This is a genomic window from Rhizobium sp. BK529 (genome assembly GCF_014194105.1).
Taxonomy (GTDB): Bacteria; Pseudomonadota; Alphaproteobacteria; order Rhizobiales; family Rhizobiaceae; genus Rhizobium.
On the sequence record NZ_JACIAU010000004.1, the window covers coordinates 492,184 to 516,389 of the forward strand.

A 24,206-nucleotide genomic window follows, 5' to 3' on the forward strand; every position below is an offset into this window, starting at 1 on the left:
TTATGCAAACGTCCGGAACCGCCGGATCGTTTCCTCCGCTTCGTCAATCGCCTCGGGTGTGCCAACAGTCAGCCAATGGCCGTCCATCAACATGCCGAAGAGCCTGCCGCGGGCGATCGCCTTGTCGAAATAGATGTTGAGGTTGAAGGCATCTTCGGGCGCATCGTCAAGCAGCGCAGGGCTCATGACGATCGCACCGGCATAGACGACCGGATTGGAAGGATCGTCGCGGTAGCGGGTCAGCCGGCCGTCGGCGCCAAGGCTGAAGTCATTCTTGCCATTATGCCCTGTCGTGTTTTCGATGCGCACGCAGAGCAGCGCCATATCCATTTGCTCGACATCGAAGAATCCGGCTAAGCGCCTTAAGTTGCTTGGCTGCCCTCCGGGCTCGCCGATCCAGAACAGGTCGGCATTCATAACGAAGACCAAATCGCGATCGAGCAGCTTGAGCCCTTTTTTAAGGCCGCCGCCGGAGTTCATCAGCGCATCGCGCTCGTCGGAAATAAGGATATCGAGCCCACGATAGTTTCTCAGATGGTCTTCCATCTGATCGGCGAAATGATGGACATTGACAGCAGCGCGCTCGACGCCGGCTTCGACCAATGAATCCAGCGTATAGTCGATCATCGGCTTTGCACCGATCTTCACCAGAGGCTTCGGAATCGTGTCGGTAATCGGGCGCATCCGGATTCCGAGCCCCGCGGCCAGTACCATGGCTTGTCTGATAGTCATGCTGATTCGATCTTATGATTCGACGGGTACTATTCCAGCCCTTGCGCACCATTCACGCAAGGGGGCAAGCGCCTCGTGTTGCAGCGCCACCTTCAGGTAAGACAGCGTGCGTGGCATATGTTGCAGATAGCCGGGTTTGCCGTCTCGCTGCAAGAGCCGCACCCAGAGACCCGCAAGTTTGCAGTTGCGTTGTGCCGACATAATGGCCCATGCCTTCATGAATCCGACCTCGTCGAAAACACCTTGGCTCTGCCGGAGCGAAAGATAGTCGTCCATCAGCTGACGGAAGAGATCCGGTTCGATCGTCACGCGCGCGTCTTGGACGATGGAAGCGAGGTCATAGGCGGTCGGTCCGATCATCGCATCCTGGAAGTCGATAATGCCGATCTTGCGAATGCCGTTTTCATGTCCTCGCCAGATGATGTTAGGCGAATGGAAATCGCGCAGCAGCAGGTTCGTTTCAGCTGATTGCAGCGCATCGATCAAGCGATCCCAGATCGCAAGATATTCCTCGCGCTCGGCATCTGTGGGTGGGCTGCCGCGCTTCCAGGCAATATGCCAGTCTAGAACCAGGCGCACCTCCATCTTCATCGCCGTGCGATCGAAGTCCGGAATATGATGCGTGTGCGTGGCTGTAACCGGGATATCATGCGGGATTTGCATCGAATGAAGATGGGCAAGGCAGGCGACGCTTTGCCGATAACGCTCGGCGATTGGCCTCCCGTCGTCATCGAGCACACCGTCGGTGCCGAGATCCTCGATCAGCAGAATGCCCTGCTCGTAATCGACCTTGTAAATCTCCGGTGTTGCAAAACCCCGTGCGCGCAGTGCGTCAGCGATTGCCACGAAAGGATAAGCATTTTCTGCAAGGTGCGCGACTTTGGGGTAGGGCTTGCCGTCCAGAACGGGCGGACCGTCGGGCAACGGCGGCCAGTCCATCAGGATCTTGCGATCGCCCGTCTTCGGATAGATCGATTCATACGCGCGAAGCGATGCGTCGCCGATAAGAAACCGTCGCTTCGCGTCACCGTAGCCGGCATCGGCAAGGAAGTTACGTATCGCCAGCACACGACGGATACGAGCTGCAGTCTTTTCGGGTGCCGTGAGCGTGGCGCGACGGCCGGCGCCTTCATGTTCTAGTCGCAGCGAGACGCACGTTTCAGGCAGTTCACCTTCTGCCATTTCGGGCCACTCGACGAGGCAGATGCCGTTTTCGAGCGCTTCTTCAAAGCCGAGCTCCGTCAGCTCCGAGGGATCGCCGAGCCTGTAGAGGTCGAAATGTGAGACCGGAATGCGCAGCTCGTAGGATTGCACCAGCGTGAAAGTCGGGCTTGGAATCTCCAGCCCATCATCGTCGGCCATGGTGCGCAGAAAGGCACGCGCAAGCGAGGACTTTCCCGCCCCGAGATCACCTGAAAGCGCCAGGCAATCGCGGGCCTTCAGCGCAAGCGCGAGATCGTTGCCGAGGCGGTTGGTTGCCGCCTCGTTTTCCAGGAAAAGCGAGATGACGTCGCCTTGCGTCATTCGGCGGCGACGGAATGCGGCAGGTTGATGGAAGGGATGCGGCAGGTGACTGTCGTTCCCTTACCTGGCTCGCTGTCGATGCTGACCTCGCCATTATGCAGGCTGACGAAGCTGTCGACGATCGAAAGGCCAAGGCCCGCTCCGCCGCGTTTTCCGCTCTTGGCGCCGGTCGCGAAGCGATCGAAGACCGTAGCGACCATCTCCGGAGAAATGCCGGGGCCACGATCCCGGACGGAGAAGACGAAATCCGTACCTTCCCGGCGGCATTCCAGCGAAATGGATGCGCCTTCAGGTGAGAAATTGGCAGCATTGGTGAGAAGCTTCAGCAGGATCTGCTTCAGCCGTTGCGGATCGGCAACGATCGAGCCGAGATAGGCGGGTGCCGTGATCTCAAGCGAGACGCCGCTTTCCTGCAGCCGGTCGGCGATCTGCATGGAAACGTCGTCGAGGAGATCGGCGAGATCGATTTCCGCGTAGTTAAGCCGCATGATGCCGGCATCGACGGTCGCGAGATCGAGAATATCGTTCACAAGGGTCAGCAGCACCGAAGACGAGGTCGCGATATGGTCGATATATTCGGCCTGCCGTTCGTTCAGCGGGCCGACGCCCGGCGTGCGCAGAAGATCGGTAAAGCCGATGATGTTCGTCAACGGTGAGCGCAATTCGTAGGAGACGTGCTGCACGAAGTCGTTCTTCAGCTCGTCTGCCTTTCGCAGAGCCTCGTTCTTTTCTGTCAGCGCCCTCTCGGCACGAACGCTGTCGGTCATGTTGACGAAGGTCAGCATCGTCTGAGCATTCGGGAGCGGGGTGACGGCAAAATCGAGGACGAGGCCAGACAGCAGTTCGAGCGTTCCCTGGCTGGAACGGCGTTCGTCGTCGAAGCTGGTGATCAGCTCGGCAAAGGTCTTCCAACCGTCCGGCTGGTCATAGGACGGCGCGCAGGCTTCGCCGATGGCGCGGATATGCGTGCCGGGTTTAGCTTCCGATTCGGTAACGCCCCACAGCGCCCGGAAAGCCGGGTTGGAGAGACGGATGCGGCCATCGGGGCCAAAAACGGCAACACCTTCCGACAGATGGTCAATCGTTTCGCCCTGGACTTTCACCAGCGTATTGTAGCGCGTTTCGAGATCGACCTGTTCGGTCAGGTTCTCGAAAACCCAGGTCGCACCGCCCTGCGGATGCGCGGTGGCAAAGACGCGGAGCGTCTGCCCGTTCGGCAGGTGCCAGAGATCGGATTGCGTATCGAGCGAACGATAGACGGAAAGCGCCGTTTCCTTCCACGATTTCCAATTCAGCTGGTCGGGCAGTTTCTTGGCCGCGCGCAGGCGTTCGAGAAGTTCGCTATTGTCGGGCTTGCTTTCGAGGAAAGCGATATCGAACTCCCAAAGCGAAACGAAGGCCTGATTGTAGAACTGCAATCGGCGATCGCCGTCGAAGATGGCGACGGGCGTTGCCAGATGGTCGAGCGTCTCGGCATGGCTTTTCAGCGTCCGCTCCAGCTCGGCCCGAACAGCCTCGACATCGGAGACGTCGACAGCAATACCCGCTGAACCGCTGGGAACCTTGACATCGACCACGTCGAAGAATGTCCGGTTGCCGCGTACGACCGTCGAAATCGTATCATGGAAGGGCGATTCCGGCGTTGCGGTAGCGCGGATGCGCTCACGGGCAACCGTCGTCAGGATTTCACGGCCTTCGGTGACGGCTTGATGAGGCGATTGCGCTTCGACGGCATCGCCATAGGCATGGTTTACCCAGGTCAGCCGTCCGGCAGTATCGCGCTGCCAGGCCGGCATGTCGATGGCGTCGAGCATGGTTTGGAAGGCGGAAATCGAGCTCATCAGTCGATCGCGCTCGATCTTCAGTTCTGCCAGTTCCGCCCGCAGATTGTTGAGTGCAACAAAACGGACAAAAGCACGGCCGCCGGAAACCCGACCCTGCGCCTCGAGCACCTCGTCACGGATGGTCTCGACCACCATGTCGAAGCTTTCCGCCTGCTCGCGAAGACGACCGATTGCCCGCTCCAGCTCGGAAGCCGATCGCGCCTTCAGCCAGAGACCGAAGGCAAGGAATTCATTGTCCTGCGGCGCGCCGGTTTCTGGCGGAAGCTGGCCGAGCAGTTCCGGACGGGCGACGCCGTCCCAGATGACGATGCGCCGATTCTTGTCGGCAATGAGCGCCTGATATTGCGAAATGCGCTGCTGAGCATCCGAAAGCGCAGAGCGGATTTCTCGGCTTTCATTTTCGAGATTGCCGCGCTGACGCACCAGCCACAGCGTCGAAAGCAGCGCAGCCGAAATCACGCCGATGACGACGGAAAGACCAACGACCTGCGAGGAGGTAAACAGATGCGCCGATGCGCCGACATTGGTCGCCGGCTGGGTCAGAGCCGGCCATGCCGGAGTGGCAACAGCGGTGCCGGCAGCGCATAGCTTTGCAATACGTGCCAAAGACCATTGTTTTTGCCTTGCGGTCACAGGGGCCGCGGCAATCTTATATTTTTGGCCTGCCTGAAGCGGGCGGTCAGCGGCGTGAGCGCTATCCTCCGCCTGGCCGGGCAGGCTGTGTTTCATTTCCGACATCCGCGGTATGTCTCCGTCCTTCAATGTGCCGCATTACGACAAGACATCCCATTTTCGTGGAAAACGGAGAGCTCCGACGCCACGAATCAAGTCTCAAAACAATACTTCGTTAGGGAATCGTCGGAAAGAGATCGTCCAAAAAATAAGCTCCGGCATTTGTCAATGCCGGAGCTACCACATCTTGTGGATATTGAAGGTGAAATCAGTATCTGTAGTGGTCGGACTTGAACGGACCCTGCGGCTTCACGCCGATATAGGCAGCCTGCTCTTCGCTAAGCTGGGTAAGCTTCACGCCGAGCTTGTCGAGGTGAAGGCGCGCAACCTTCTCGTCCAGATGCTTCGGCAGGATGTAGACCTTGTTCTCGTACTGACCGGGCTTGGTGAAGAGCTCGATCTGGGCCAGCGTCTGGTTGGTGAACGAGGCCGACATGACGAAGGATGGGTGGCCTGTTGCATTACCGAGGTTGAGGAGGCGGCCTTCGGAGAGAAGGATAATGCGGTTGCCCTTCGGGAACTCGATCAGGTCGACCTGCGGTTTGACGTTGGTCCACTTGAGGTTACGCAGCGCCGCGACTTCGATTTCGTTGTCGAAGTGGCCGATATTGCCGACGATCGCCATGTCCTTCATCTGACGCATGTGATCGATCCGGATGACGTCCTTGTTGCCGGTCGTGGTGATGAAGATATCGGCGGAGGAAACGACATCCTCGAGCAGAACGACTTCATAGCCGTCCATGGCGGCCTGCAGGGCGCAGATCGGATCGGCTTCCGTGACCTTGACGCGGGCGCCGGCGCCGGAGAGCGAAGCGGCAGAACCTTTGCCGACGTCGCCGTAACCGCAGACGACGGCGACCTTGCCGGCCATCATCACGTCGGTGCCGCGGCGGATGCCGTCGACCAGCGATTCCTTGCAGCCATACTTGTTATCGAACTTCGACTTGGTGACGGAATCGTTGACGTTGATTGCCGGGAAGGGCAGCAGGCCCTTCTGGCTGAGCTGATAGAGGCGATTGACGCCCGTGGTGGTTTCTTCGGTGACGCCCTTGATGGCATCGCGCTGCTTGGTAAACCAGCCAGGCGTTGCTGTCAGCCGCTTCTTGATCTGGGCGAAGAGAATTTCTTCTTCTTCGGAATGGGGGTTCGAGAGAACGTCCTCACCGGCTTCGGCGCGGGCGCCAAGCAGGATGTACATGGTGGCGTCGCCGCCATCGTCGAGGATCATATTGGATAGGCCGCCATCAGCCCACTGGAATATCTTGTCGGTGTAGTTCCAGTAGTCGACGAGGGATTCACCCTTGATGGCAAATACCGGGATACCGGCGGCGGCGATTGCCGCTGCGGCATGGTCCTGGGTCGAGAAAATGTTGCAGGAAGCCCAGCGAACTTCGGCGCCGAGGGCGACCAATGTCTCGATGAGAACGGCGGTCTGGATCGTCATATGCAGCGAGCCGGTGATGCGCGCGCCCTTCAGCGGTTGGGATTCACCGAATTCAGCACGGGAGGCCATGAGGCCCGGCATTTCGGTTTCGGCGATGGTGATTTCCTTGCGGCCGAAATCTGCAAGGCCGATATCGGCGACGACATAGTCTTTTTCAGTGCTCATAGGGTTCTCCAGGCTGAAAACGTCTCAAAAACATCGCAAGGACGCGACGTGACCGCGCGACGGATCAACGCGTGCGGAATGCACAGCATGTTCGCCGTTTAGCAGGCTTCAACCGGAATGGCAACGGAGATATAAAGAAGTCTTTATATCTTTATATGGCTCTGAAGATCAGATTTCTTCGCCGAACTTGTTTTGGATGAGCTGGTCAAGCGCATCCAGTGCTTCGGCGGCCTGGTTGCCGGTGGCAGAGACGACGACGCTGGAGCCGGGGCTCGCCGCGAGCATCATCAGGCCCATGATGGAGGTGCCGCCAACCGTCATACCATCCTTGGAAACGGTGATCGTCGCGTCGAAGGCGTCGACGGTCTGAACGAATTTCGCGGAGGCACGCGCGTGCAGACCGCGCTTGTTGATGATGAGCAATTCCCGGGAGAGCGACGTCATGAAGGCTTTCTATTTTCCGCTCAGCACCCGGCTCGCGACATTGATGTATTTGCGCCCTGCCTCGGAAGCCTCGGCGAGCGCCTTTTCCATATTGTTTTCGCCGCGCACGCCGGCAAGCTTGATCAGCATCGGCAGGTTGACGCCGGCGATAACTTCGGTGTGGCCGCTGCTCATGACAGAGATTGCGAGATTGGAAGGTGTGCCGCCGAACATGTCGGTGAGAATGACGACGCCGTGGCCATCGTCTGCGCCGGAAACAGCTTCGAGAATGTCCTGTCGTCTTTGGTCCATATCGTCTTCCGGTCCAATGCAGACCGTTTCGATGAATTTCTGAGGACCGACGACGTGCTCTACGGCATGACGAAACTCTTCAGCCAGCTTGCCATGAGTGACAAGCACAAGTCCGATCATGATATTACTGCTCCCAATGGCATACGCAAACGGTGGCCCCAATATCGCAACGCAGCAATTACGTCCACCGGTGGGGGCACATCTTGGCGATCAAAAGCCGAAGTGCAAGATAAAAATATAAATATATAGGCCGTATAGGGCCGTCCGGAAGACCTCAGCTTCCGATTTCCGGCGCTTTTGCCATCAGCACCGCAAGGGGCAGAGAGAGATGGGGCAACAACCGCAATACAGGCAGCTCGAAACCCTCGGCGAGGATGGTGGTTTCCCCCTCTGGAGGGAGCCTGTTCTCACCCGTCGCGCTGCCTGGCAGGATCGCGAAGTGCATCGCCGCCTGGACAATATGGTCATGCCTTATGATGCCGGTTCCGCGCAATTCGATTAGTCCGGCAATGGCAGGCGGGCAGGTGGCAATAAGTGCGCCGTCCTGCTTCGAAAGAAACACCTGATCGTCGGCCACGAGGGCAGAGAAAAGTCCCTGCCTTCGCGCCTCCGCCATGCAGATAAAAGCGGTCATCGACTTGCCCCAGCCTGAGGGGCCGGTGAACAGCAACCCAGTCTTTCCAATGACAATTGCGGTGGCGTGGATGTTGATCATGCCGAGGCATCGGCCGGAAGGGCAAGGATGAAGCGGGCGCCAAGCAGCTTGCCGCTTTCATCGTCGACGATGTTTTCAGCCCGTAACGAGCCGCCATGCGCCTCGGCGATCTGTCGGCTGATGGAAAGCCCGAGGCCGGAATTCTGGCCGAAGCCTTCGGATTCCGGCCGGTCGGTATAAAAGCGCTCGAAGATGCGGTCGATATTCTCGGCCTGGATGCCCGGCCCGTTGTCTTCGATATAGACGACGCAACGGGAGCGGGTGCGGACCAGACGCACAGTGATCTTGCCGTCCTGCTCCGGCACGAAGGAGCGGGCGTTCTCGATAAGGTTAGTGATGATCTGTCCAATACGCAGGTCGTGTCCCTTGACGACGAAGCGCGTCTTGACGTTCGACTTGCGATCCACGACATATTCGATCTCGACCTTCTTCTTGTTGCTGCGGATCTGGCGCGACACCTCGATGAGGTCGCGCAGAAAGACTTCCAGATCCACTGAGCCAGCATCGACGCGCGCAAGCTCGGCATCGAGACGAGAAGCATCCGAGATATCGCTAATCAGACGGTCGAGGCGGCGGACATCGTGCTGGATGACGTCCATTAGCCGCTTCTTGGAATCGTCGGATTTGGCGAGCGGCAGGGTTTCGACGGCGCTGCGCAGCGAGGTCAGCGGGTTCTTCAGCTCATGGCTGACGTCGGCTGCAAAGCTTTCGATCGCATCGATACGGTCGTAGAGAGCTGTCGTCATTTCGCGCAGCGCGATGGAAAGGTTGCCGATCTCGTCCTGACGTACGGAAAAATCAGGGATTTCCTCGCGCTCCTTCGCGCCGCGACGCACCCGGATAGCGGCGGCCGAAAGGCGGCGCAAGGGATTGGCGATCGTCGAGGAGAGAACGAGCGACAAGAGGACGTTCACGAGCGTCGCGACGCCGAAGACGCGCATGATGGCGAGACGCTCGGCATGGACGATATTGTCGATATCGCCAGCCTGCGTCGACAGCAGCAATACGCCGAGCACGGCCCGGAAGCGCTGGATCGGCACCGCGACCGAAACGATCAGCTCGCCCTTTTCCGTCGTGCGCACGACTGCGCCGCGCACACCCGTCAGTGCATTCATCACTTCGGGATAGATAGATCCATCGCCGCCCGGCGCCTCCTTATAGACAGGCAGATTGCCCGGCTGCAGTGCCTTGTTGAAGAGGGCGGTGAACCATTCGCCCCAAGTCTGCTTTTCCTCCTCCACCGGCGGCAGGTCGAAACGCAGAACCTGCCCACGAGAATAAAGGTGACGGGAATCGAGCAGCAGATTGGCATCGGCATCGAAGATGCGGGCGCGCGTGCGGGTCGGCGAGATCAGCCGACGAAGAACAGGCGCTACCTTTTCCGGATCGATCGGGAATTCCAGATCCTCGTCATTTGGCACCGGCGTAATGCTCTGGCCGGCCTGCAGCTCGAGCAGTTTCTGCGGATCGATGGTGATCGAATTCGTATCGACGGAAGCGGAAGCTGAAACCGCACCGGCGATGATTTCGCCCTGCGTCAGCAGACTTTCGACGCGCGCGTCAATCAGCCCCTCGCGAAACTGGTTGAGATAGAGAATACCACCGACGAGAACGAGCAGGGCCGCGAGGTTGAAGAAGACGATGCGGCGCGTCAGGCTCGAGAAAACGGCATTGCCGAAGATACGGCGGATCAGGGTGAAGGGATGCGACCAACGCCGGCCCTTGACGCGGCGCGTGCTTACGCCCTCCGCATCATCCAGATCCCTTTCCTGCACCAACTGTGCCAATGACACCCTTTCGGAGGGCGGGGCCAGCCTGGCAGGCCCGCCACCCTCAATCGTCTCTTGCTGCGCCTTTCGGCGTCAGGCTGCTTCGCGGAAGCGGTAGCCCACTCCGTAAAGCGTTTCAATCATATCAAAGTCCGTATCGACCATCTTGAACTTCTTGCGTAGCCGCTTGATGTGGCTGTCGATGGTGCGGTCATCAACATACACCTGTTCGTCATAGGCGGCATCCATTAGGGCATCGCGGCTTTTCACCACACCCGGCCGCTGCGCAAGCGAATGCAGGATTAGGAATTCGGTAACGGTGAGGGTGACTGGCTCGCCCTTCCAGGTGCAGGTATGGCGCTCCTGGTCCATGACGAGCTGGCCGCGCTCGAGTGAGCGGGCTTGCTGAACCGCGCCGGCCTTCGGCGCGCCAACGACGGCGCCGCCGCCGGCCGCTGCCGCCTCTCGGCTCGACGCGCGGCGCAGAACGGCGCGAACGCGCTCGACCAGCAGGCGCTGGGAGAACGGCTTGGTAATGAAATCGTCGGCGCCCATTTTCAGGCCGAACAGCTCATCGATCTCTTCATCCTTGGAGGTGAGGAAGATGACCGGCATGTCCGACTTCTGGCGAAGGCGGCGAAGCAGCTCCATGCCGTCCATACGCGGCATCTTGATATCGAAGATCGCCAGTTGCGGCGGGCGGGCAAGCAGACCATCCAGCGCCGAAGCGCCATCCGTATAGGTCTCGACCTTATATCCCTCGGCTTCCAGTGCGATCGACACGGAAGTGAGAATATTGCGGTCGTCGTCAACGAGCGCGATTGTCGGCATGGTATTCATCTCCGTCATCAGTGCGCAATCTCCCGGATTTCGTCTCCCCAGGCGGTCTTTAGGACCGGTTGCGCTTATGGAGGATAAAGGTGGAACAAATTGTGGCAAAGATAAAGGGGTAGATTGCCAGCGCTGATCAGGCCGCAATCGTAAGTCGTGCGACAAGTTGTTTCAACAGGACGCCTTCAAACGATTTAAAATGAATTCTCCAGATTTAAATCGATTAATTATCTGATATTGTTATATTTTCTGAAATTATATCTATTGCCATTTAAAATTTCTCCTCTTACTTTCGCGCATATTTTAACGGCCAAGGCGCCTCAGCGAAGGGAAAAGCTATGGAGACGTTCGGAGTTCACAACCAGGCAATCGAGCTGGCGACGATCGGTTTCAGCGACGTACGGAGCGTCCGTTACAACCTTTCCGCCGCTCTTCTCTACGAGGAAGCGATTCGCCGAGGAGAGGCCGAACTGACAGCCCAGGGCGCTCTTCGAGCCACCACTGGCCAGCACACGGGCCGTTCTCCGCGCGACAAGTTCTTCGTCCGCGATGAGAATACGGATGGTCAGATCTGGTGGGACAACAACAAGCCGATGTCGCCGGAGCATTTCGCCCTGCTGCATAAGGACATGTTGGCCCATGCCGTCGGCAAGGATCTTTTCGTGCAGGATCTCATCGGCGGGGCCGACGCGGGCCAGTCGCTGCCGACGCGCGTCGTGACCGAATTTGCCTGGCACTCGCTCTTCATCCGTAATCTGCTGATCCGTCCGAAGGCCGATGCGCTTGCAGATTTTGCGCCGAAGCTGACGATCATCGATCTGCCGAGCTTCAAGGCCGATCCGGAACGCTACGGCTGCCGCACCGAAACGGTGATCGCATGCGATCTGACCAACGGTATCGTTCTGATCGCCGGCACCTCCTATGCCGGCGAGATGAAGAAATCGGTCTTCACTGTGCTGAACTACCTGCTGCCCGCCAAGGGCGTCATGCCGATGCACTGCTCGGCCAATGTCGGCCCGGCAGGTGACGCTGCGGTCTTTTTCGGCCTGTCAGGTACGGGCAAGACGACGCTCTCGGCCGACCCATCCCGCACGCTGATCGGCGACGACGAGCATGGCTGGGGCGAAAACGGCATCTTCAATTTCGAAGGTGGCTGCTACGCCAAGACCATCCGTCTGTCGGCGGAAGCCGAGCCAGAAATCTATGCGACCACTCAACGTTTCGGCACCGTGCTTGAAAACGTCGTCCTCGACGAGAAGCGCGAGCCGGATTTTGACGATGCGTCGCTGACGGAAAATACCCGCTGCGCCTATCCGATGGACTTCATTCCGAACGCATCGGAAACCGGCCTTGCCGGTCATCCGAAGACCATCATCATGCTGACGGCTGATGCTTTCGGCGTGATGCCGCCAATCGCCAAGCTGACACCGGATCAGGCCATGTACCACTTCCTGTCCGGCTACACTGCCAAGGTGGCGGGCACGGAAAAGGGTGTCACGGAGCCGGAAGCGACTTTCTCGACTTGCTTCGGCGCACCTTTCATGCCGCGCCATCCGGCCGAATACGGCAATCTGCTGAAGGAGCTCATCCGGCGCCACGGAGTCGAATGCTGGCTCGTAAACACCGGCTGGACCGGCGGTGCTTACGGTACCGGCAAACGCATGCCGATCAGGGCAACCCGAGCACTGCTGACGGCGGCCCTCTCCGGCGAGCTCGCAAAGGTTGAACTCCGTACGGATCCGAATTTTGGATTTGCCGTTCCGGTTGCGGTCGAAGGCCTCGATACGGGCATTCTCGACCCGCGCTCGACCTGGGCCGATAAGCCGGCCTACGACGCGCAGGCTGAAAAGTTGGTCTCCATGTTCATCACCAACTTCGCCAAGTTCGAGGATCATGTCGACGGCGGCGTGCGCGACGCAGCGCCAGGTGTCAAGGCCGCCGCCGAGTAATTCGCCAATAAATCCTTGGCGATTCACGTGAAACCCGGTGTTCCTAGCGCCGGGTTTCCGGTCGCCCAGTCGCCGGATTTCATCCGCTTTCAATTTGCAGCCATTTTGCGCTAGAAGGCGGTATGGCCAGCGACGCGCTCTATATTAACGACAGGATCACCATCGCAGGATGGGAGCTGACGGAACAGTTCGTTCTGGCAGGTGGCCCTGGCGGTCAGAATGTCAACAAGGTCTCGACCGCCGTCCAACTCTTCTTCAACATTCCGAATTCGCCTTCGCTTAACGAGCGGGTGAAGGCCAATGCGATCAAGCTTGCCGGCCGGCGCATGTCGAAGGACGGCGTGCTGATGATCGAGGCCAGCCGCTTCCGCAGCCAGGAGCGCAATCGCGAGGATGCGCGCGAGCGGCTGAAGGAATTGATCCTCGAGGCCGCCAAGTCGCCACCACCGCCGCGCAAGAAGACCAAGCCGACCAAGGGTTCGGTCGAGCGGCGCCTGAAGGAAAAATCCGGCCGCTCGGAAGTCAAGAAGATGCGCGGCCGCCCGGCCGGCAGCGAATGACATGCGGGAGCTTCTAAGCGGCATCCGCCATCTTCCGGAATATCTGGATCGCAGCCGCCAGGACGCGTTGATCGGCATCATCAGGATGATCGTCGCTGAAGCGCCGCTCTACGTGCCGGTCATGCCTGGCACCGGCAAGCCGATGTCGGTGCGCATGACCAATTGCGGTTCGCTCGGCTGGGTGACGGATAAGGAGCGCGGCTATCGCTATCAGCCGATGCATCCGGCGACAGGCAAGCCGTGGCCGGCGATCCCTCAGGAATTGCTGGAAATCTGGAACGACGTATCGGGCTACGACAAGCAGCCGGAGGCCTGCCTCGTCAATTTCTATTCGGATGAGGCGCGCATGGGCCTGCATCAGGATAAGGATGAGAGTGACCTAAAGGCACCGGTCGTCTCGATTTCGCTCGGCAATGCCTGCCTGTTTCGCGTGGGTGGACTGAACCGGAACGACAAGACCATGTCCCTCAAACTGTCGAGCGGTGATCTCGTCATTCTCGGCGGGGAAGGCCGGCTCTGCTTCCACGGCGTCGACCGCATCTATCCGGCGACCTCGACGCTTTTGAAGAACGGCGGCCGCATCAACCTGACGCTCCGCCGCGTGAACCCCTGAATCGTTCAGATTCTACAGCTTGCGCAGAGCCACCTGTTCGATCAGATGATCCTTGCCCTTGCGCAGGATGAGATCGGCACGCGGTCGCGTCGGCAGAATGTTCTGGCGCAGGTTTTTCAGGTTGATATTCGCCCAGAGGTCCTCGGCGATCGCCATGGCTTCCTCCTCGCTGATCGATGCGTAGCGATGGAAGTAAGAATTCGGATCTCGGAAGGCCGTTTCCCGGAGCCGCATAAAACGCGTTACATACCAGTTGTGGATCTGCGTTTCCTCGGCGTCGATATAGATCGAAAAGTCGAAGAAGTCGGAGACCATCGGCACGATCTTGCCGTCGGCCGGCAGGTCGCGTGACTGCAGGACATTGATGCCCTCGAAGATGAGGATGTCAGGCCGGTCGACGATCTTGTATTCGTCCGGCAGCACGTCGTAGACGAGGTGCGAATAAGAAGGCGCCTTCACATCCGGCAGGCCGGCCTTGATCGCCGACAGGAAACGCAGGATCGCGCCTGTATCGTAACTTTCCGGAAAACCCTTGCGCTGCATCAGGTTCTCGCGCTTCAGTACAGCGTTGGGATGAAGAAAACCGTCTGTGGTGACAAGATCGACCTTCGGGCTGGAAGGCCAGCGTCCGAGCAATTCTTTCAGAATACGCGCCGTCGTGGATTTGCCGACGGCCACCGATCCGGCAATGCCGATCACGAACGGCGTCTTGGTCACATTCGACAGGCTGAGGAACCGGTTGCGCTGCTTGAACAGCAACTGCGAGGATTCGACATGCGCTGAAAGCAGGCGTGACAGCGACAGATAAATGCGCCTGACTTCATCAAGGTCGATAGGGTCGCCCATGGAGCGAAGTCGCTTGACCTCATCTCCTGTCAGCGTCAGCGGCGTATCGGCACGAAACTTTGCCCACTGATCCGAGCTGAAGAAATGATAGGGAGAATAAGAAGCGGTCTGGAAGTCATCCACCTTTTCCGCCACTCCGATAATCTGCGTTGCGATACTCATGAACTCTGCCGGCTGGCCTTTTCCTTGAGGCCGGTTTGCGCGGTTCGCCGCGCAAGTTCGGTCATGACATTCTCTACCGGTATTTCAGCAATCTTCAATACGACCAATAGGTGATAGAGAACGTCGGCTGCTTCGTAGGTGAGGTTATCGCGGTCATTGGCGACGGCCGCCATAACCGCTTCAATCGCTTCTTCGCCTAGCTTCTTGGCTGCTTTCTGCTGTCCGCCAGCCACCAGCTTGGCGGTCCAGGATTCGTCCGGGGAGGCCTTCGCCCGCTCGTCGACGATCCGCTCGAGGTCGGAAAGGGAAAATCCGCTCATGGTCCTGCTTTCAAACTCAGTCGAGGCGCATCGCGATGCCGCGCTCGGACATGTAGTGTTTTGCTTCGCCAACGGAATAGGTGCCGAAGTGGAAGATTGATGCGGCGAGCACCGCATTGGCATGGCCTTCCTTCACGCCGGCCACGAGATCGTCAAGATCGCCCACACCGCCAGAGGCGATGACGGGCACGCGGACGGAATCGGCTATCGCCCGTGTTAGCTCCAGATCATAGCCGATCTTCGTGCCGTCGCGGTCCATGGAGGTGACGAGCAATTCGCCGGCGCCGCGGGCGACCATCTTCTGGGCGAATTCCACCGCATCGATACCGGTCGCGTTGCGACCGCCATGCGTGTAGATTTCCCAGGCGCTGAGATTGTCGCCGCCAACCTGTTGCGTCAGCCGGCGCTTGGCATCGATCGACACGACGATGCACTGGTCGCCGAACTTATCGGCGGCTTCGGCGACGAAATCCGGATTATTGACAGCTGCTGAATTGATCGAGACCTTGTCGGCGCCGCAAAGCAGCAGCTTGCGGATATCGGCTATGGTGCGAACACCACCGCCGACGGTAAGCGGCATGAAGCACTGTTCGGCGGTGCGCGCCACGACATCGAAAATCGTCTCGCGGTTGTCCGAAGAAGCGGTGATGTCGAGAAAGCAGAGTTCGTCGGCACCGGCCGCATCATAGGCCTTGGCCGCTTCGACAGGATCGCCGGCATCGACCAGGTTGAGGAAGTTGACGCCCTTGACGACACGGCCGTCCTTGACGTCGAGGCAGGGGATCACTCGGGCCTTCAGGCTCATTATGCAGTCTCCTTCGCCCGTTCAGCCTTGATGAGATCGAGCGCCTCTTTCGGATCGATCCGACCGTCGTAGAGGGCACGGCCGGAAATGGCGCCTTCGAGCTTGCGGGCGTCCGGCCGCAGCATGCGCTTGATATCGTCGATCGAGGCAAGGCCGCCCGATGCGATAACCGGAATGGAAACGGCACCCGCCAGTTCCAGCGTTGATGCCCAGTTGATACCCGTCAGAATACCGTCGCGGTCGATATCCGTATAGATGATCGCGGCAACGCCAGCGCCTTCGAATTTCTTCGCGAGTTCGATGATGCCGAGTTCGGATGCCTCAGCCCAGCCTTCGACGGCTACCTTGCCGCCCTTGGCGTCGATACCGACAGCAACGCGGCCCGGAAACTTCTTGCAGGCTTCAAGGACGAGCGCCGGGTCGCGCACCGCAACTGTGCCTAGGATCACGCGGCGCAGCCCGCGCGACAGCCAGCTTTCGATATGGTCGAGCGTGCGGATGCCGCCACCGAGCTGAACCGGGTTCTTCGTGGCCTTCAGAATCGCCTCGACGGCGTCGCCATTGGCCGAATGTCCCGCAAAGGCGCCGTCGAGATCGACCACATGCAGCCATTCGAATCCCTGTTCTTCGAAGGATTTCGCCTGGGCGGCCGGATCGGTGTTGTAGACCGTTGCCTGTTGCATGTCGCCGAGCTTCAGGCGAACGCATTGTCCGTCCTTCAGGTCGATCGCGGGAAAAAGGATCATTCGTCTCAAGTCCGTAACATCATGGGCACTATCAATGCATTCCACGCATCTACGATATCCGAACGGAAAAAGACAGCGGCAATGGTGGCCGCGGCGAAAAGCGCGATCAGCAGCAACGTCACGGTGAAGCCGACCCGGACCTGGCGCCAGAAGCCGGTGCGCCTTTTCACAGACTTTTCGATATCGCGCACCTGGCGCAACGCCTCGCTGTTGGTGGCGACGAGCTGAATCTGCGGTTCCATGGCCTCGACATAGGTCTCGGCATAGCTCGAAAGGATCTGCGATGCGCGATCGCGCAGCGTATTGCGCAAATCGGCCGAGAGATAGTTGCTTGTCACGGCCGCGATTTCTGCTTCGTTCGGCGAACGGCCGGCATTGCGCTTGCGATGGCTGACGATGAAATCCCGCTTCTGGCGCTCATAGAGTGCATAGGCGAGCAGGCCGATCAAATCGTCTTCGCCTTCGATGTAAAATTCCAGCACCGCTTCGGCGAGATCCACGGCGCTGACGCTGCCGTTCGACCGCAACATGGAATTCTCGTTTCCGGGGAAGCTTTCATGCATCATCAATCGAGCCTCTCTTTGAGCGCCTTGGCGGCATTGGAGAGCGCTTTGCGATGGATCGCCTCGTCGACCTGCCGGATAGTCGTTCCGCCCGGCAGCTTGATATCGACAAAAGGCGGCTGTCCCTCTCTGGAAGGCCGCAGCATGTAAAAGATCTTGCCTGATTTCTGCGAAGCCGGCATCGAGCGCGCTCCTGTCCTTGGCTTTTCAATTACAAGGGAAATAAGGCGCCGATATTAAAAGCCAGCCCTTACGGCGCCCAGCGCAGGAAATTCGCGATCAGCGCCAGCCCGAGCCTCTGGCTCTTCTCGGGGTGAAACTGCGAACCAGCCATATTGTCCCGCCCGACGAAGGCGGTCATCGGCCCGCCATAGTCTGTGGTGGCGATCACGTCACCAGCATTTTCAGCAGCGAGATGATAAGAGTGCACGAAATAGGCATGCAATCCATCCGGCCCGGTCGGAATACCGTCGAAAAGCGGGTGGGTGTGCTGGAGATCTAATGTATTCCAGCCGATCTGCGGGATTTTCAGTTCCGGATCGGCAGGCGTCATCTCGACGACGTCACCGCGAATCCAGCTAAAGCCCTGCGTCGTCGTTTTTTCGAGACCGCGCGAGGACATGAGTTGCATACCGACGCAGATGCCGAGGAAGGGCCGCGCCTTCTTCTCGACGCCTTCAAGCAGGGCTTCCGTCATGCCGGGTACAGCGTCAAGTCCATGGCGGCAATCGGCATAGGCGCCAACGCCTGGCAGAACGATACGGTCAGCCGCTGCGACAATCTCCGCCTTGTCGGTGAGATTGATCTCCGCCTCGATGCCGGCTTCGCGGGCCGCACGTTCGAAAGCCTTCGTCGCCGAGCGCAGATTGCCCGAGCCGTAATCGATAATTGCGACGCGCATTATTTGCGCCCTCCATCAAAGCCGAAGAGACCGAGCGACGTGGAATGTCCAGACCACGCCTGCAGACCGGCAGCCTGGTTCCATTCAGGCGCCTTGGTATCGGCACCGGTCTCGATGTTGGAAAAATAGATCTCTTCCGCAAGCTCGAGTGAGGGCGCGCCGATCGCCGCATCCTCTCGCCAGCCGCGGAACGCGAGATTGCGGATGCGGAAATTCTGTCCCTCGAGTCCGACGAACAGGTTGACGGCAAATGCGAGCGCCATTCCCGCTGGCCCGAAGCCCGGCTCTTCCGTCAGCATGCCGCCAATTGCCTGAAGTGCAAAAGCGATGATCGCATGGAACCAGAGCCGGTGTGCCAGGAGCCAGATCCACGGAAATAAGAAGGCCAAGAAGGCAAAGCCGTCGCGGATCGTGCGCGTGTCCTCGCGCCGCCCGTCCGGTGGAACAAGAAAAACATAGCTGGATGCCATCTGTCGCTCCCTGCTGGGGCTCAGGCAAGCGTGCCCTTGGTCGAGGGAACACGGCCGGCCTGCCGCGGATCGATCTCTGTCGCCGTACGCAGAACGCGGGCGACAGCCTTGAAGCATGTCTCTGCAATATGGTGGTTGTTGGCACCGTAGTGGTTGAGAATATGCAGCGTGATCCCGGCATTCTGGGCAAGCGCCTGAAAGAATTCACGTACCAGTTCCGTGTCGAAAGTGCCGATCTTCGGGGCGCTGAAGGAAACATTCCAAACGAGGAAGGGACGGCCCGAGAGATCGACGGCAGCCTTCGTCATCGTCTCATCCATGGCTAGATCAATGGAAGCGTAGCGGGTAATGCCGCGGCGGTCGCCGAGCGCCTTGGCGATCGCCTGGCCGATGGCGATGCCGGTATCTTCGACCGTATGATGGTCGTCGATATGCAGGTCACCCTTGGACTCGATTTCCATGTCGATCAGCGAGTGTCGCGACAGCTGGTCCAGCATATGGTCGAAGAAGCCGACGCCCGTCGAAATCGTCGATTTGCCTGTACCGTCGAGATTGACGGAAACGGAAATGGACGTCTCATTGGTCTTGCGGGAAACGCTGCCGGTGCGGCTTGCTGCGGTCTCGGCCATAAGGCTTTCTCCTTGAAATCAAGGTGGTTCCTTATCAGGCGGATTGTGAAATATCCAGAAGCGCAAGGCAGAAAAGGCAGGCCATTTGCAATCGCCGCGCGCCGACTTACATAGGGTCCAACAGGGCCGATGTTCGGCCCGCTGGAACCGCCCGTGAGTTGGGGCAACAGGTGTTTGATGACGACAATTATCACAGTTCGAAAAGGCGGCAAGGTCGTGGTGGCCGGCGATGGCCAAGTCAGCCTCGGCCAGACAGTTATGAAGGGCAACGCGCGCAAGGTCCGCCGCATCGGTAAGGGCGAAGTGATCGCGGGTTTTGCCGGCGCTACCGCTGATGCCTTCACGCTTCTGGAAAGGCTCGAAAAGAAGCTGGAACAGTATCCGGGCCAGCTGATGCGCGCTGCTGTTGAACTCGCCAAGGATTGGCGCACCGATCGTTATCTGCGTAATCTCGAAGCTATGATGCTTGTTGCCGACAAGTCGGTGACGCTCGCCATCACCGGCAACGGCGATGTACTGGAACCGGAGCACGGCGTCGCGGCCATCGGTTCGGGCGGTAATTTCGCGCTTGCCGCAGCTCTTGCGCTTTCCGACACGGACAAGTCAGCTGAAGAGATTGCCCGCCGAGCGCTGGATATCGCTGCCGACATCTGCGTCTACACGAACCACAATGTTATCGTGGAAACGCTGGATGCCGAAAGCTGACAACGCGCTCCGATACATATTCCGTGATGTAGCCGACGAAGACTTTCCGCTTCTGGCGCGCTGGCTCGGCGAGCCGCACATTGCTGAATGGTGGGGCGCTGTCGACAAGGAGCTTGCGTCGATCAGGGAGTCTATGACGAGCGTGGAAACGCGGCCGATGATCGTGGAACTGGATGGAGCGCCGATCGCCTACCTGCAGAGCTACGATCCGCATCTTGAAGACGGCCATCCCTATCAGGACCAGCCGAAGGGCACGCTTGGACTGGATATCTCGATCGGCGACGCGGATTTGCTGGGCAAGGGCCACGGCAGCGCGATCGTCAGGCAGATGGCTGTCGCGCTTTTCGCCGCCGGTGCGACAAGGATCGTGATCGATCCCGATCCCGCGAATGCAAGAGCGATCCGCGCTTACGAAAAGGCGGGCTTCCGGCATTTCGACACGAGAACATCAATATATGGCCCAGCCTATTTCATGGTTATGGACCCACCCGAAGAAACGGATTTGATATGACCACTTTTTCCCCCCGCGAGATCGTTTCCGAACTCGACCGCTACATTATCGGCCAGCATGAGGCCAAGCGCGCCGTGGCGATTGCGCTCCGCAATCGCTGGCGCCGCCAGCAGCTCGATCCGAGCCTGCGTGATGAAGTCATGCCGAAGAATATCCTGATGATCGGCCCGACCGGCGTCGGCAAGACGGAAATCTCTCGCCGCCTCGCCAAACTCGCCGGCGCACCGTTTATCAAGGTCGAAGCCACCAAGTTCACCGAAGTCGGTTATGTCGGCCGCGACGTCGAGCAAATCATTCGCGACCTCGTCGAAGTTGGTATCGGCCTGGTGCGTGAAAAGAAGCGCAGCGAAGTTCAGGCCAAGGCGCATATGAGCGCCGAAGAACGTGTTCTTGATGCGCTGGTCGGTGCGACAGCCTCGCCAGCGACGCGCGAGAGTTTCCGCAAGAAGCTGCGCAACGGCGAACTGGACGACAAAGAAATCGATATCGAAGTGGCCGATACAGGCACGGGCATGGGCGGATTCGACATCCCTGGCATGCCGGGCGCCAATATCGGCGTTCTGAACCTGTCGGAAATGTTCGGCAAAGCAATGGGCGGCCGCACCAAGAAGGTTCGCACCACGGTGAAAGCCTCTTACACGGATCTGATCCGCGATGAGTCCGACAAGCTGATCGACAACGAGGTCATCCAGCGCGAAGCCGTCCGCTCGGTCGAGAACGACGGTATCGTCTTCCTCGACGAGATCGACAAGATCGCCGCCCGCGACGGCGGCGTCGGTGCCGGTGTTTCTCGCGAAGGCGTCCAGCGCGATCTACTGCCGCTCGTCGAAGGCACGACGGTCTCGACCAAATACGGCCCGGTGAAGACGGACCACATCCTCTTCATCGCCTCCGGCGCTTTCCATGTTTCCAAGCCATCGGACCTGCTGCCCGAATTGCAGGGCCGCCTGCCGATCCGTGTCGAACTCCGTCCGCTCAACAAGGAAGACTTCCGCCGTATCCTGACGGAGACCGAGGCAAGTCTCATCCGCCAGTACAAGGCGCTGATGGAAACCGAAAGCCTGACGCTCGACTTCAGCGATGACGCGATTGATGCGCTTGCCGATGTCGCCGTCCACCTGAACTCCTCCGTCGAGAATATCGGCGCCCGCCGCCTGCAGACGGTCATGGAGCGGGTGCTGGACGACATTTCCTATAATGCACCGGATCGTGCCGGCATGGATGTGAAGATCGATGCCGCTTATGTTCGCGAACATGTAGGGGATCTCGCGCAAAATACGGATCTGTCGCGTTTCATCCTGTGATCGGTAAACATCGCTTTCCGTCTTTGCACGGCAATGCCAAATCTTTGACGATCTGAACTCTCGACAGCGGGCCTTTTACTTTTTAGTGAAAGGCCCGCTTTGTTTTTGTGCCGGCTTTATTCGGACAACATTCTGGTCCAGTCAGCCGCTACCCGAAAACGACAGGGAAAGACGGGAAAGCAGATCGTGCGACGCCTTTTGACAAGCCTTGTGATTGCCATGACTATTGCGGGATCGGTCCCTGCCTTTGCGGCGCAGGTCGTCCCGCCCGGCAACCGTAATGCCGAACAGCCGGATATCCCGGGCGCTTCGGTCCGCCGCACCAAGGGCACCAAGACGACGTTCGATGTAAAATATGAGAAGGTTTATGACCTCCTGTCGACCGACCATGAGCTCCTCGGCAAGATCAAGAAGGTTTCGAATGCCTACGGCATCAACCCGATCCACGTCATCGGCGCGATCGTCGGCGAGCACACCTATAATGTCGATGCCTATGACCGGCTTCAGGCCTATTACGTGAAGGCCGCCTCCTACGCCGGCGAGAGCTTCCGTTTCGCTTATGACGGCGAGAGCGTCGATGATTTCGTCGACCGGCCGCAATTTGCCGCCTGTAACGGCAAGGCCGATTCCTATACACTCTGGACCTGCCGAGAAGATGTTTGGGAAAGCGATTTCCGCGGCAAGACTGTTGGTGGCAAGAGCTTCCCGAACAATCGTTTCAGCGCCGTCTTCTTCCAACCCTTTTATGCCGGCCAGACTTTCGGTCTCGGACAGGTCAATCCGCTGACGGCGCTCATGTTGTCCGATCTGGTATCTCGCGTTTCCGGCTATCCGAAGCTCAACGAGAAGAATGCCGGCTCCGTCTACAAGGCGATCATGAACCCCGATATTTCGCTCGCCTTCGTTGCTGCCTCGATCCGCCGATCGATCGACGACTACAAGGAGATCGCTGGCATGGATATTTCGGACAACCCGGGCATCACCGCGACGCTCTATAATGTCGGCAATTCTCGCCAACGCGCCGCCGCCCTTGCCGCCAAGAACCGTGCGTCTGGCACGACGGTCTGGCCGGAAGAGAATTATTACGGCTGGATGATCAACGACAAGCTGGACCAGCTCAAGGGCCTGCTCTAATTTCACGCCTGCCGGGAAGACGAGACCTTTCCGGGAAAGGCTATGCTGATGGACATGCGTCCGGATCCCTTCGTTCCGCCTGCACCTTTGCCGCGTACCGTGCCGCCGTCGCGGCTCGAAATCATCAGAACGATCCTCCGCAACCCACTGGAGCTCTGGGGCGAGCCTTCCTATACGCTGCCCTGGATCCGCACCAGTTTCTTCGGCCAGAGAACATTGATCGTCAACGACCCCGGCCTGATCAAGCATGTACTGGTCGATAATGCCAATAATTACTGCATGTCGGAGATACGCCAGCTCGTGCTGCGCCCGATCCTGCGCGACGGTCTCCTGACGGCTGAAGGCGCTGTCTGGAAACGATCACGCAAAGCGGTCGCTCCCGTCTTCACGCCTCGCCACGCCAAGGGTTTCGCCGGCCAGATGCTGCGTCAGTCGGAAGATTACGCGCATAAATATGCCGTTGTCGGCGAGGCCGGCGCGATTTTTGATATCAGCACCGACATGACCGAACTGACTTTCGCAATCCTTGCCGACACGCTGTTCTCAGGCGAGATCGTCACGTCAAGCGGTCATTTCGCCGATGACGTGAATGAACTCCTGCATCGCATGGGCCGCGTCGATCCGATGGATTTGCTGCGTGCGCCATCATGGGTTCCACGTGTGACACGCATCGGCGGCCAGAAGGTGCTGGACAAATTCCGCGCCATCGTGCGCAATACGATGGATCTGCGGCTTGCCAAGATGAAGGCCGATCGAAGCGCCGCGCCGAATGATTTTCTTACCCTTCTTCTGGAGCAGGCCGGTCCTGATGGCCTCACCAAGGAAGAGATCGAAGACAATATCCTGACCTTCATTGGTGCCGGCCATGAGACGACCGCCCGCGCGCTCGCCTGGACCCTCTATTGCGTATCCAACAGTCCGCATATCCGCGCAGCGATGGAGGAGGAAATCGACAGGGTTCTGGCCTCAGGTGCCGAACCGGTCGAATGGCCGGATCTGATGCCGCAGACCCATGCCGCCTTCGAAGAAGCGCTGCGCCTCTATCCGCCGGCTCCTTCGATCAATCGCGCCGCCATATCAGACGATTCCTGGACAAGCCCCAAGGGTGAGCGGGTGGAGATTGAAGCTGGCGTTACTGTGCTCATCATGCCTTGGACCTTGCATCGCCACGAACTCCACTGGGATCGGCCGCGCGCTTATATGCCGGAACGTTTCCTGCCAGAAAATCGTGCCGCCATTGGCCGTTTCCAGTTCCTGCCCTTCGGCGCCGGCCCGCGCGTTTGCATTGGCGCCACTTTCGCGCTTCAGGAAGCGGTCATCGCGCTGGCCGTTCTGATGCATCGCTATCGCTTCGATTCCACCGACCAGACGAATCCGTGGCCGGTACAGAAGCTGACGACGCAGCCGCAGAATGGCCTTCCGATGCGCGTGACGCGCCGAACTGTTTCCAAGCCTGCATAAATCTTTCGAATTGTTGCTGAATTGACTGTGAGTGAA

The 24,206-nt window shown here is 59.0% G+C and carries 26 protein-coding genes; 8 read left to right on the top strand and 18 right to left on the bottom strand.

What is annotated here, in order from left to right; genetic code table 11:
• The 9 genes from FHX08_RS25110 to FHX08_RS25150 all read right to left on the bottom strand — a co-directional run bounded on the left by FHX08_RS25110 (position 1) and on the right by FHX08_RS25150 (position 10,491).
• A complete protein-coding gene (locus FHX08_RS25110) occupies positions 1 to 732 on the bottom strand; it encodes a nucleotidyltransferase family protein (RefSeq protein ID WP_132656214.1) in 732 nt (243 codons plus the stop codon).
• Between the two features lie 12 nt (positions 733 to 744).
• Positions 745 to 2,256 (bottom strand): tRNA (adenosine(37)-N6)-threonylcarbamoyltransferase complex ATPase subunit type 1 TsaE, encoded by a 1,512-nt coding sequence (gene tsaE, locus FHX08_RS25115; protein ID WP_184327732.1) that lies wholly within the window; start codon positions 2,254 to 2,256, stop codon positions 745 to 747.
• On the bottom strand, positions 2,253 to 4,838 hold the full coding sequence (locus FHX08_RS25120) for a PAS domain-containing sensor histidine kinase (RefSeq protein WP_132656218.1): 2,586 nt from the start codon (positions 4,836 to 4,838) through the stop codon (positions 2,253 to 2,255). Before FHX08_RS25120 ends, tsaE begins: the two co-directional genes overlap by 4 nt.
• A 202-nt stretch (positions 4,839 to 5,040) precedes the next feature.
• Positions 5,041 to 6,441, bottom strand: coding sequence for an adenosylhomocysteinase (ahcY, locus tag FHX08_RS25125; protein ID WP_132656220.1), 1,401 nt, complete (start codon positions 6,439 to 6,441; stop codon positions 5,041 to 5,043).
• Between the two features lie 168 nt (positions 6,442 to 6,609).
• Positions 6,610 to 6,885 (bottom strand): HPr family phosphocarrier protein, encoded by a 276-nt coding sequence (locus tag FHX08_RS25130; RefSeq protein WP_132656222.1) that lies wholly within the window; start codon positions 6,883 to 6,885, stop codon positions 6,610 to 6,612.
• Positions 6,886 to 6,894: 9 nt separating this feature from the next.
• Positions 6,895 to 7,296, bottom strand: coding sequence for a PTS sugar transporter subunit IIA (locus tag FHX08_RS25135; RefSeq protein WP_007813746.1), 402 nt, complete (start codon positions 7,294 to 7,296; stop codon positions 6,895 to 6,897).
• 154 nt (positions 7,297 to 7,450) lie between these two features.
• Positions 7,451 to 7,891 (bottom strand): HPr kinase/phosphorylase, encoded by a 441-nt coding sequence (locus tag FHX08_RS25140; protein ID WP_132656224.1) that lies wholly within the window; start codon positions 7,889 to 7,891, stop codon positions 7,451 to 7,453.
• Positions 7,888 to 9,678, bottom strand: coding sequence for a sensor histidine kinase (locus FHX08_RS25145; protein WP_132656226.1), 1,791 nt, complete (start codon positions 9,676 to 9,678; stop codon positions 7,888 to 7,890). The genes FHX08_RS25140 and FHX08_RS25145 overlap by 4 nt, the downstream gene beginning before the upstream one ends.
• Before the next feature lie 75 nt (positions 9,679 to 9,753).
• A complete protein-coding gene (locus FHX08_RS25150; protein ID WP_207896885.1) occupies positions 9,754 to 10,491 on the bottom strand; it encodes a response regulator transcription factor in 738 nt (245 codons plus the stop codon).
• 338 nt (positions 10,492 to 10,829) lie between these two features.
• Between FHX08_RS25150 and FHX08_RS25155 the strand changes: the two genes are divergently transcribed.
• The 3 genes from FHX08_RS25155 (at position 10,830) to FHX08_RS25165 (ending at position 13,613) form a co-directional block, all read left to right on the top strand.
• Positions 10,830 to 12,440, top strand: a complete 1,611-nt coding sequence (locus tag FHX08_RS25155) for a phosphoenolpyruvate carboxykinase (protein ID WP_132656230.1) — start codon at positions 10,830 to 10,832, stop codon at positions 12,438 to 12,440.
• Positions 12,441 to 12,562: 122 nt separating this feature from the next.
• Positions 12,563 to 13,000 (top strand): alternative ribosome rescue aminoacyl-tRNA hydrolase ArfB, encoded by a 438-nt coding sequence (gene arfB / locus FHX08_RS25160; RefSeq protein WP_132656232.1) that lies wholly within the window; start codon positions 12,563 to 12,565, stop codon positions 12,998 to 13,000.
• A 1-nt stretch (position 13,001) separates the two neighbouring features.
• The gene (locus FHX08_RS25165) at positions 13,002 to 13,613 is read left to right on the top strand and encodes an alpha-ketoglutarate-dependent dioxygenase AlkB family protein (RefSeq protein ID WP_132656234.1); all 612 of its coding nucleotides are present in this window, start codon (positions 13,002 to 13,004) and stop codon (positions 13,611 to 13,613) included.
• Positions 13,614 to 13,625: 12 nt separating this feature from the next.
• On the opposite strand, the gene coaA is transcribed toward FHX08_RS25165, so the two are convergent.
• The 9 genes from coaA to hisB all read right to left on the bottom strand — a co-directional run bounded on the left by coaA (position 13,626) and on the right by hisB (position 19,055).
• Positions 13,626 to 14,621, bottom strand: a complete 996-nt coding sequence (gene coaA, locus FHX08_RS25170) for a type I pantothenate kinase (RefSeq protein WP_132656236.1) — start codon at positions 14,619 to 14,621, stop codon at positions 13,626 to 13,628.
• Positions 14,618 to 14,941 carry a phosphoribosyl-ATP diphosphatase gene (locus tag FHX08_RS25175; protein ID WP_184327733.1) on the bottom strand — a complete coding sequence of 108 codons (324 nt, stop codon included), beginning with the start codon at positions 14,939 to 14,941 and terminating at the stop codon, positions 14,618 to 14,620. Before FHX08_RS25175 ends, coaA begins: the two co-directional genes overlap by 4 nt.
• Positions 14,942 to 14,957: 16 nt before the next feature.
• Positions 14,958 to 15,746, bottom strand: a complete 789-nt coding sequence (gene hisF / locus FHX08_RS25180; protein ID WP_112970649.1) for an imidazole glycerol phosphate synthase subunit HisF — start codon at positions 15,744 to 15,746, stop codon at positions 14,958 to 14,960.
• On the bottom strand, positions 15,746 to 16,492 hold the full coding sequence (hisA, locus tag FHX08_RS25185; RefSeq protein ID WP_184327734.1) for a 1-(5-phosphoribosyl)-5-[(5-phosphoribosylamino)methylideneamino]imidazole-4-carboxamide isomerase: 747 nt from the start codon (positions 16,490 to 16,492) through the stop codon (positions 15,746 to 15,748). The genes hisF and hisA overlap by 1 nt, the downstream gene beginning before the upstream one ends.
• A 5-nt stretch (positions 16,493 to 16,497) precedes the next feature.
• Positions 16,498 to 17,058: a hypothetical protein gene (locus FHX08_RS25190; protein WP_184327735.1), complete on the bottom strand. Its 561-nt coding sequence runs from the start codon at positions 17,056 to 17,058 to the stop codon at positions 16,498 to 16,500.
• Positions 17,058 to 17,237, bottom strand: coding sequence for a hypothetical protein (locus FHX08_RS25195; RefSeq protein ID WP_132656246.1), 180 nt, complete (start codon positions 17,235 to 17,237; stop codon positions 17,058 to 17,060). Before FHX08_RS25195 ends, FHX08_RS25190 begins: the two co-directional genes overlap by 1 nt.
• Positions 17,238 to 17,305: 68 nt before the next feature.
• Positions 17,306 to 17,956 (bottom strand): imidazole glycerol phosphate synthase subunit HisH, encoded by a 651-nt coding sequence (gene hisH / locus FHX08_RS25200; RefSeq protein ID WP_132656248.1) that lies wholly within the window; start codon positions 17,954 to 17,956, stop codon positions 17,306 to 17,308.
• Positions 17,956 to 18,426, bottom strand: coding sequence for a DUF2628 domain-containing protein (locus FHX08_RS25205; protein ID WP_184327736.1), 471 nt, complete (start codon positions 18,424 to 18,426; stop codon positions 17,956 to 17,958). Before FHX08_RS25205 ends, hisH begins: the two co-directional genes overlap by 1 nt.
• Positions 18,427 to 18,446: 20 nt before the next feature.
• Complete coding sequence (hisB, locus tag FHX08_RS25210; RefSeq protein ID WP_112545005.1) at positions 18,447 to 19,055, bottom strand: imidazoleglycerol-phosphate dehydratase HisB; 609 nt, start codon at positions 19,053 to 19,055, stop codon at positions 18,447 to 18,449.
• A 177-nt stretch (positions 19,056 to 19,232) separates the two neighbouring features.
• On the opposite strand from hisB, the gene hslV reads away from it, so the two are divergent.
• The 5 genes from hslV to FHX08_RS25235 all read left to right on the top strand — a co-directional run bounded on the left by hslV (position 19,233) and on the right by FHX08_RS25235 (position 24,170).
• Positions 19,233 to 19,760 carry an ATP-dependent protease subunit HslV gene (gene hslV / locus FHX08_RS25215; protein ID WP_132656254.1) on the top strand — a complete coding sequence of 176 codons (528 nt, stop codon included), beginning with the start codon at positions 19,233 to 19,235 and terminating at the stop codon, positions 19,758 to 19,760.
• Positions 19,747 to 20,271, top strand: coding sequence for a GNAT family N-acetyltransferase (locus FHX08_RS25220; protein ID WP_184327737.1), 525 nt, complete (start codon positions 19,747 to 19,749; stop codon positions 20,269 to 20,271). Before hslV ends, FHX08_RS25220 begins: the two co-directional genes overlap by 14 nt.
• Positions 20,268 to 21,575 (top strand): ATP-dependent protease ATPase subunit HslU, encoded by a 1,308-nt coding sequence (hslU, locus tag FHX08_RS25225; RefSeq protein WP_184327738.1) that lies wholly within the window; start codon positions 20,268 to 20,270, stop codon positions 21,573 to 21,575. Before FHX08_RS25220 ends, hslU begins: the two co-directional genes overlap by 4 nt.
• Before the next feature lie 186 nt (positions 21,576 to 21,761).
• A complete protein-coding gene (locus tag FHX08_RS25230; RefSeq protein ID WP_184327739.1) occupies positions 21,762 to 22,709 on the top strand; it encodes a DUF1402 family protein in 948 nt (315 codons plus the stop codon).
• Between the two features lie 48 nt (positions 22,710 to 22,757).
• Positions 22,758 to 24,170 (top strand): cytochrome P450, encoded by a 1,413-nt coding sequence (locus FHX08_RS25235; RefSeq protein WP_184327740.1) that lies wholly within the window; start codon positions 22,758 to 22,760, stop codon positions 24,168 to 24,170.
• Positions 24,171 to 24,206 lie beyond the last annotated feature (36 nt).

Excerpts from the sequence above, each read along its gene's own strand:
- FHX08_RS25130 (WP_132656222.1), bottom strand. The coding sequence starts at position 6,885 with ATGACGTCGCTCTCCCGGGAATTGCTCATCATCAACAAGCGCGGTCTG.
- arfB (WP_132656232.1), top strand. The coding sequence starts at position 12,563 with ATGGCCAGCGACGCGCTCTATATTAACGACAGGATCACCATCGCAGGA.
- hslU (WP_184327738.1), top strand. The coding sequence starts at position 20,268 with ATGACCACTTTTTCCCCCCGCGAGATCGTTTCCGAACTCGACCGCTAC.
- FHX08_RS25220 (WP_184327737.1), top strand. The coding sequence starts at position 19,747 with ATGCCGAAAGCTGACAACGCGCTCCGATACATATTCCGTGATGTAGCC.
- FHX08_RS25190 (WP_184327735.1), bottom strand. The coding sequence starts at position 17,058 with ATGATGCATGAAAGCTTCCCCGGAAACGAGAATTCCATGTTGCGGTCG.
- FHX08_RS25110 (WP_132656214.1), bottom strand. The coding sequence starts at position 732 with ATGACTATCAGACAAGCCATGGTACTGGCCGCGGGGCTCGGAATCCGG.
- FHX08_RS25150 (WP_207896885.1), bottom strand. The coding sequence starts at position 10,491 with ATGCCGACAATCGCGCTCGTTGACGACGACCGCAATATTCTCACTTCC.
- hisA (WP_184327734.1), bottom strand. The coding sequence starts at position 16,492 with ATGATCCTTTTTCCCGCGATCGACCTGAAGGACGGACAATGCGTTCGC.
- hisF (WP_112970649.1), bottom strand. The coding sequence starts at position 15,746 with ATGAGCCTGAAGGCCCGAGTGATCCCCTGCCTCGACGTCAAGGACGGC.
- hisH (WP_132656248.1), bottom strand. The coding sequence starts at position 17,956 with ATGCGCGTCGCAATTATCGATTACGGCTCGGGCAATCTGCGCTCGGCG.
- FHX08_RS25155 (WP_132656230.1), top strand. The coding sequence starts at position 10,830 with ATGGAGACGTTCGGAGTTCACAACCAGGCAATCGAGCTGGCGACGATC.
- FHX08_RS25205 (WP_184327736.1), bottom strand. The coding sequence starts at position 18,426 with ATGGCATCCAGCTATGTTTTTCTTGTTCCACCGGACGGGCGGCGCGAG.
- FHX08_RS25165 (WP_132656234.1), top strand. The coding sequence starts at position 13,002 with ATGCGGGAGCTTCTAAGCGGCATCCGCCATCTTCCGGAATATCTGGAT.
- FHX08_RS25135 (WP_007813746.1), bottom strand. The coding sequence starts at position 7,296 with ATGATCGGACTTGTGCTTGTCACTCATGGCAAGCTGGCTGAAGAGTTT.
- FHX08_RS25120 (WP_132656218.1), bottom strand. The coding sequence starts at position 4,838 with ATGTCGGAAATGAAACACAGCCTGCCCGGCCAGGCGGAGGATAGCGCT.
- hslV (WP_132656254.1), top strand. The coding sequence starts at position 19,233 with ATGACGACAATTATCACAGTTCGAAAAGGCGGCAAGGTCGTGGTGGCC.
- FHX08_RS25140 (WP_132656224.1), bottom strand. The coding sequence starts at position 7,891 with ATGATCAACATCCACGCCACCGCAATTGTCATTGGAAAGACTGGGTTG.
- hisB (WP_112545005.1), bottom strand. The coding sequence starts at position 19,055 with ATGGCCGAGACCGCAGCAAGCCGCACCGGCAGCGTTTCCCGCAAGACC.
- FHX08_RS25195 (WP_132656246.1), bottom strand. The coding sequence starts at position 17,237 with ATGCCGGCTTCGCAGAAATCAGGCAAGATCTTTTACATGCTGCGGCCT.
- ahcY (WP_132656220.1), bottom strand. The coding sequence starts at position 6,441 with ATGAGCACTGAAAAAGACTATGTCGTCGCCGATATCGGCCTTGCAGAT.
- FHX08_RS25235 (WP_184327740.1), top strand. The coding sequence starts at position 22,758 with ATGGACATGCGTCCGGATCCCTTCGTTCCGCCTGCACCTTTGCCGCGT.
- coaA (WP_132656236.1), bottom strand. The coding sequence starts at position 14,621 with ATGAGTATCGCAACGCAGATTATCGGAGTGGCGGAAAAGGTGGATGAC.
- FHX08_RS25175 (WP_184327733.1), bottom strand. The coding sequence starts at position 14,941 with ATGAGCGGATTTTCCCTTTCCGACCTCGAGCGGATCGTCGACGAGCGG.
- tsaE (WP_184327732.1), bottom strand. The coding sequence starts at position 2,256 with ATGACGCAAGGCGACGTCATCTCGCTTTTCCTGGAAAACGAGGCGGCA.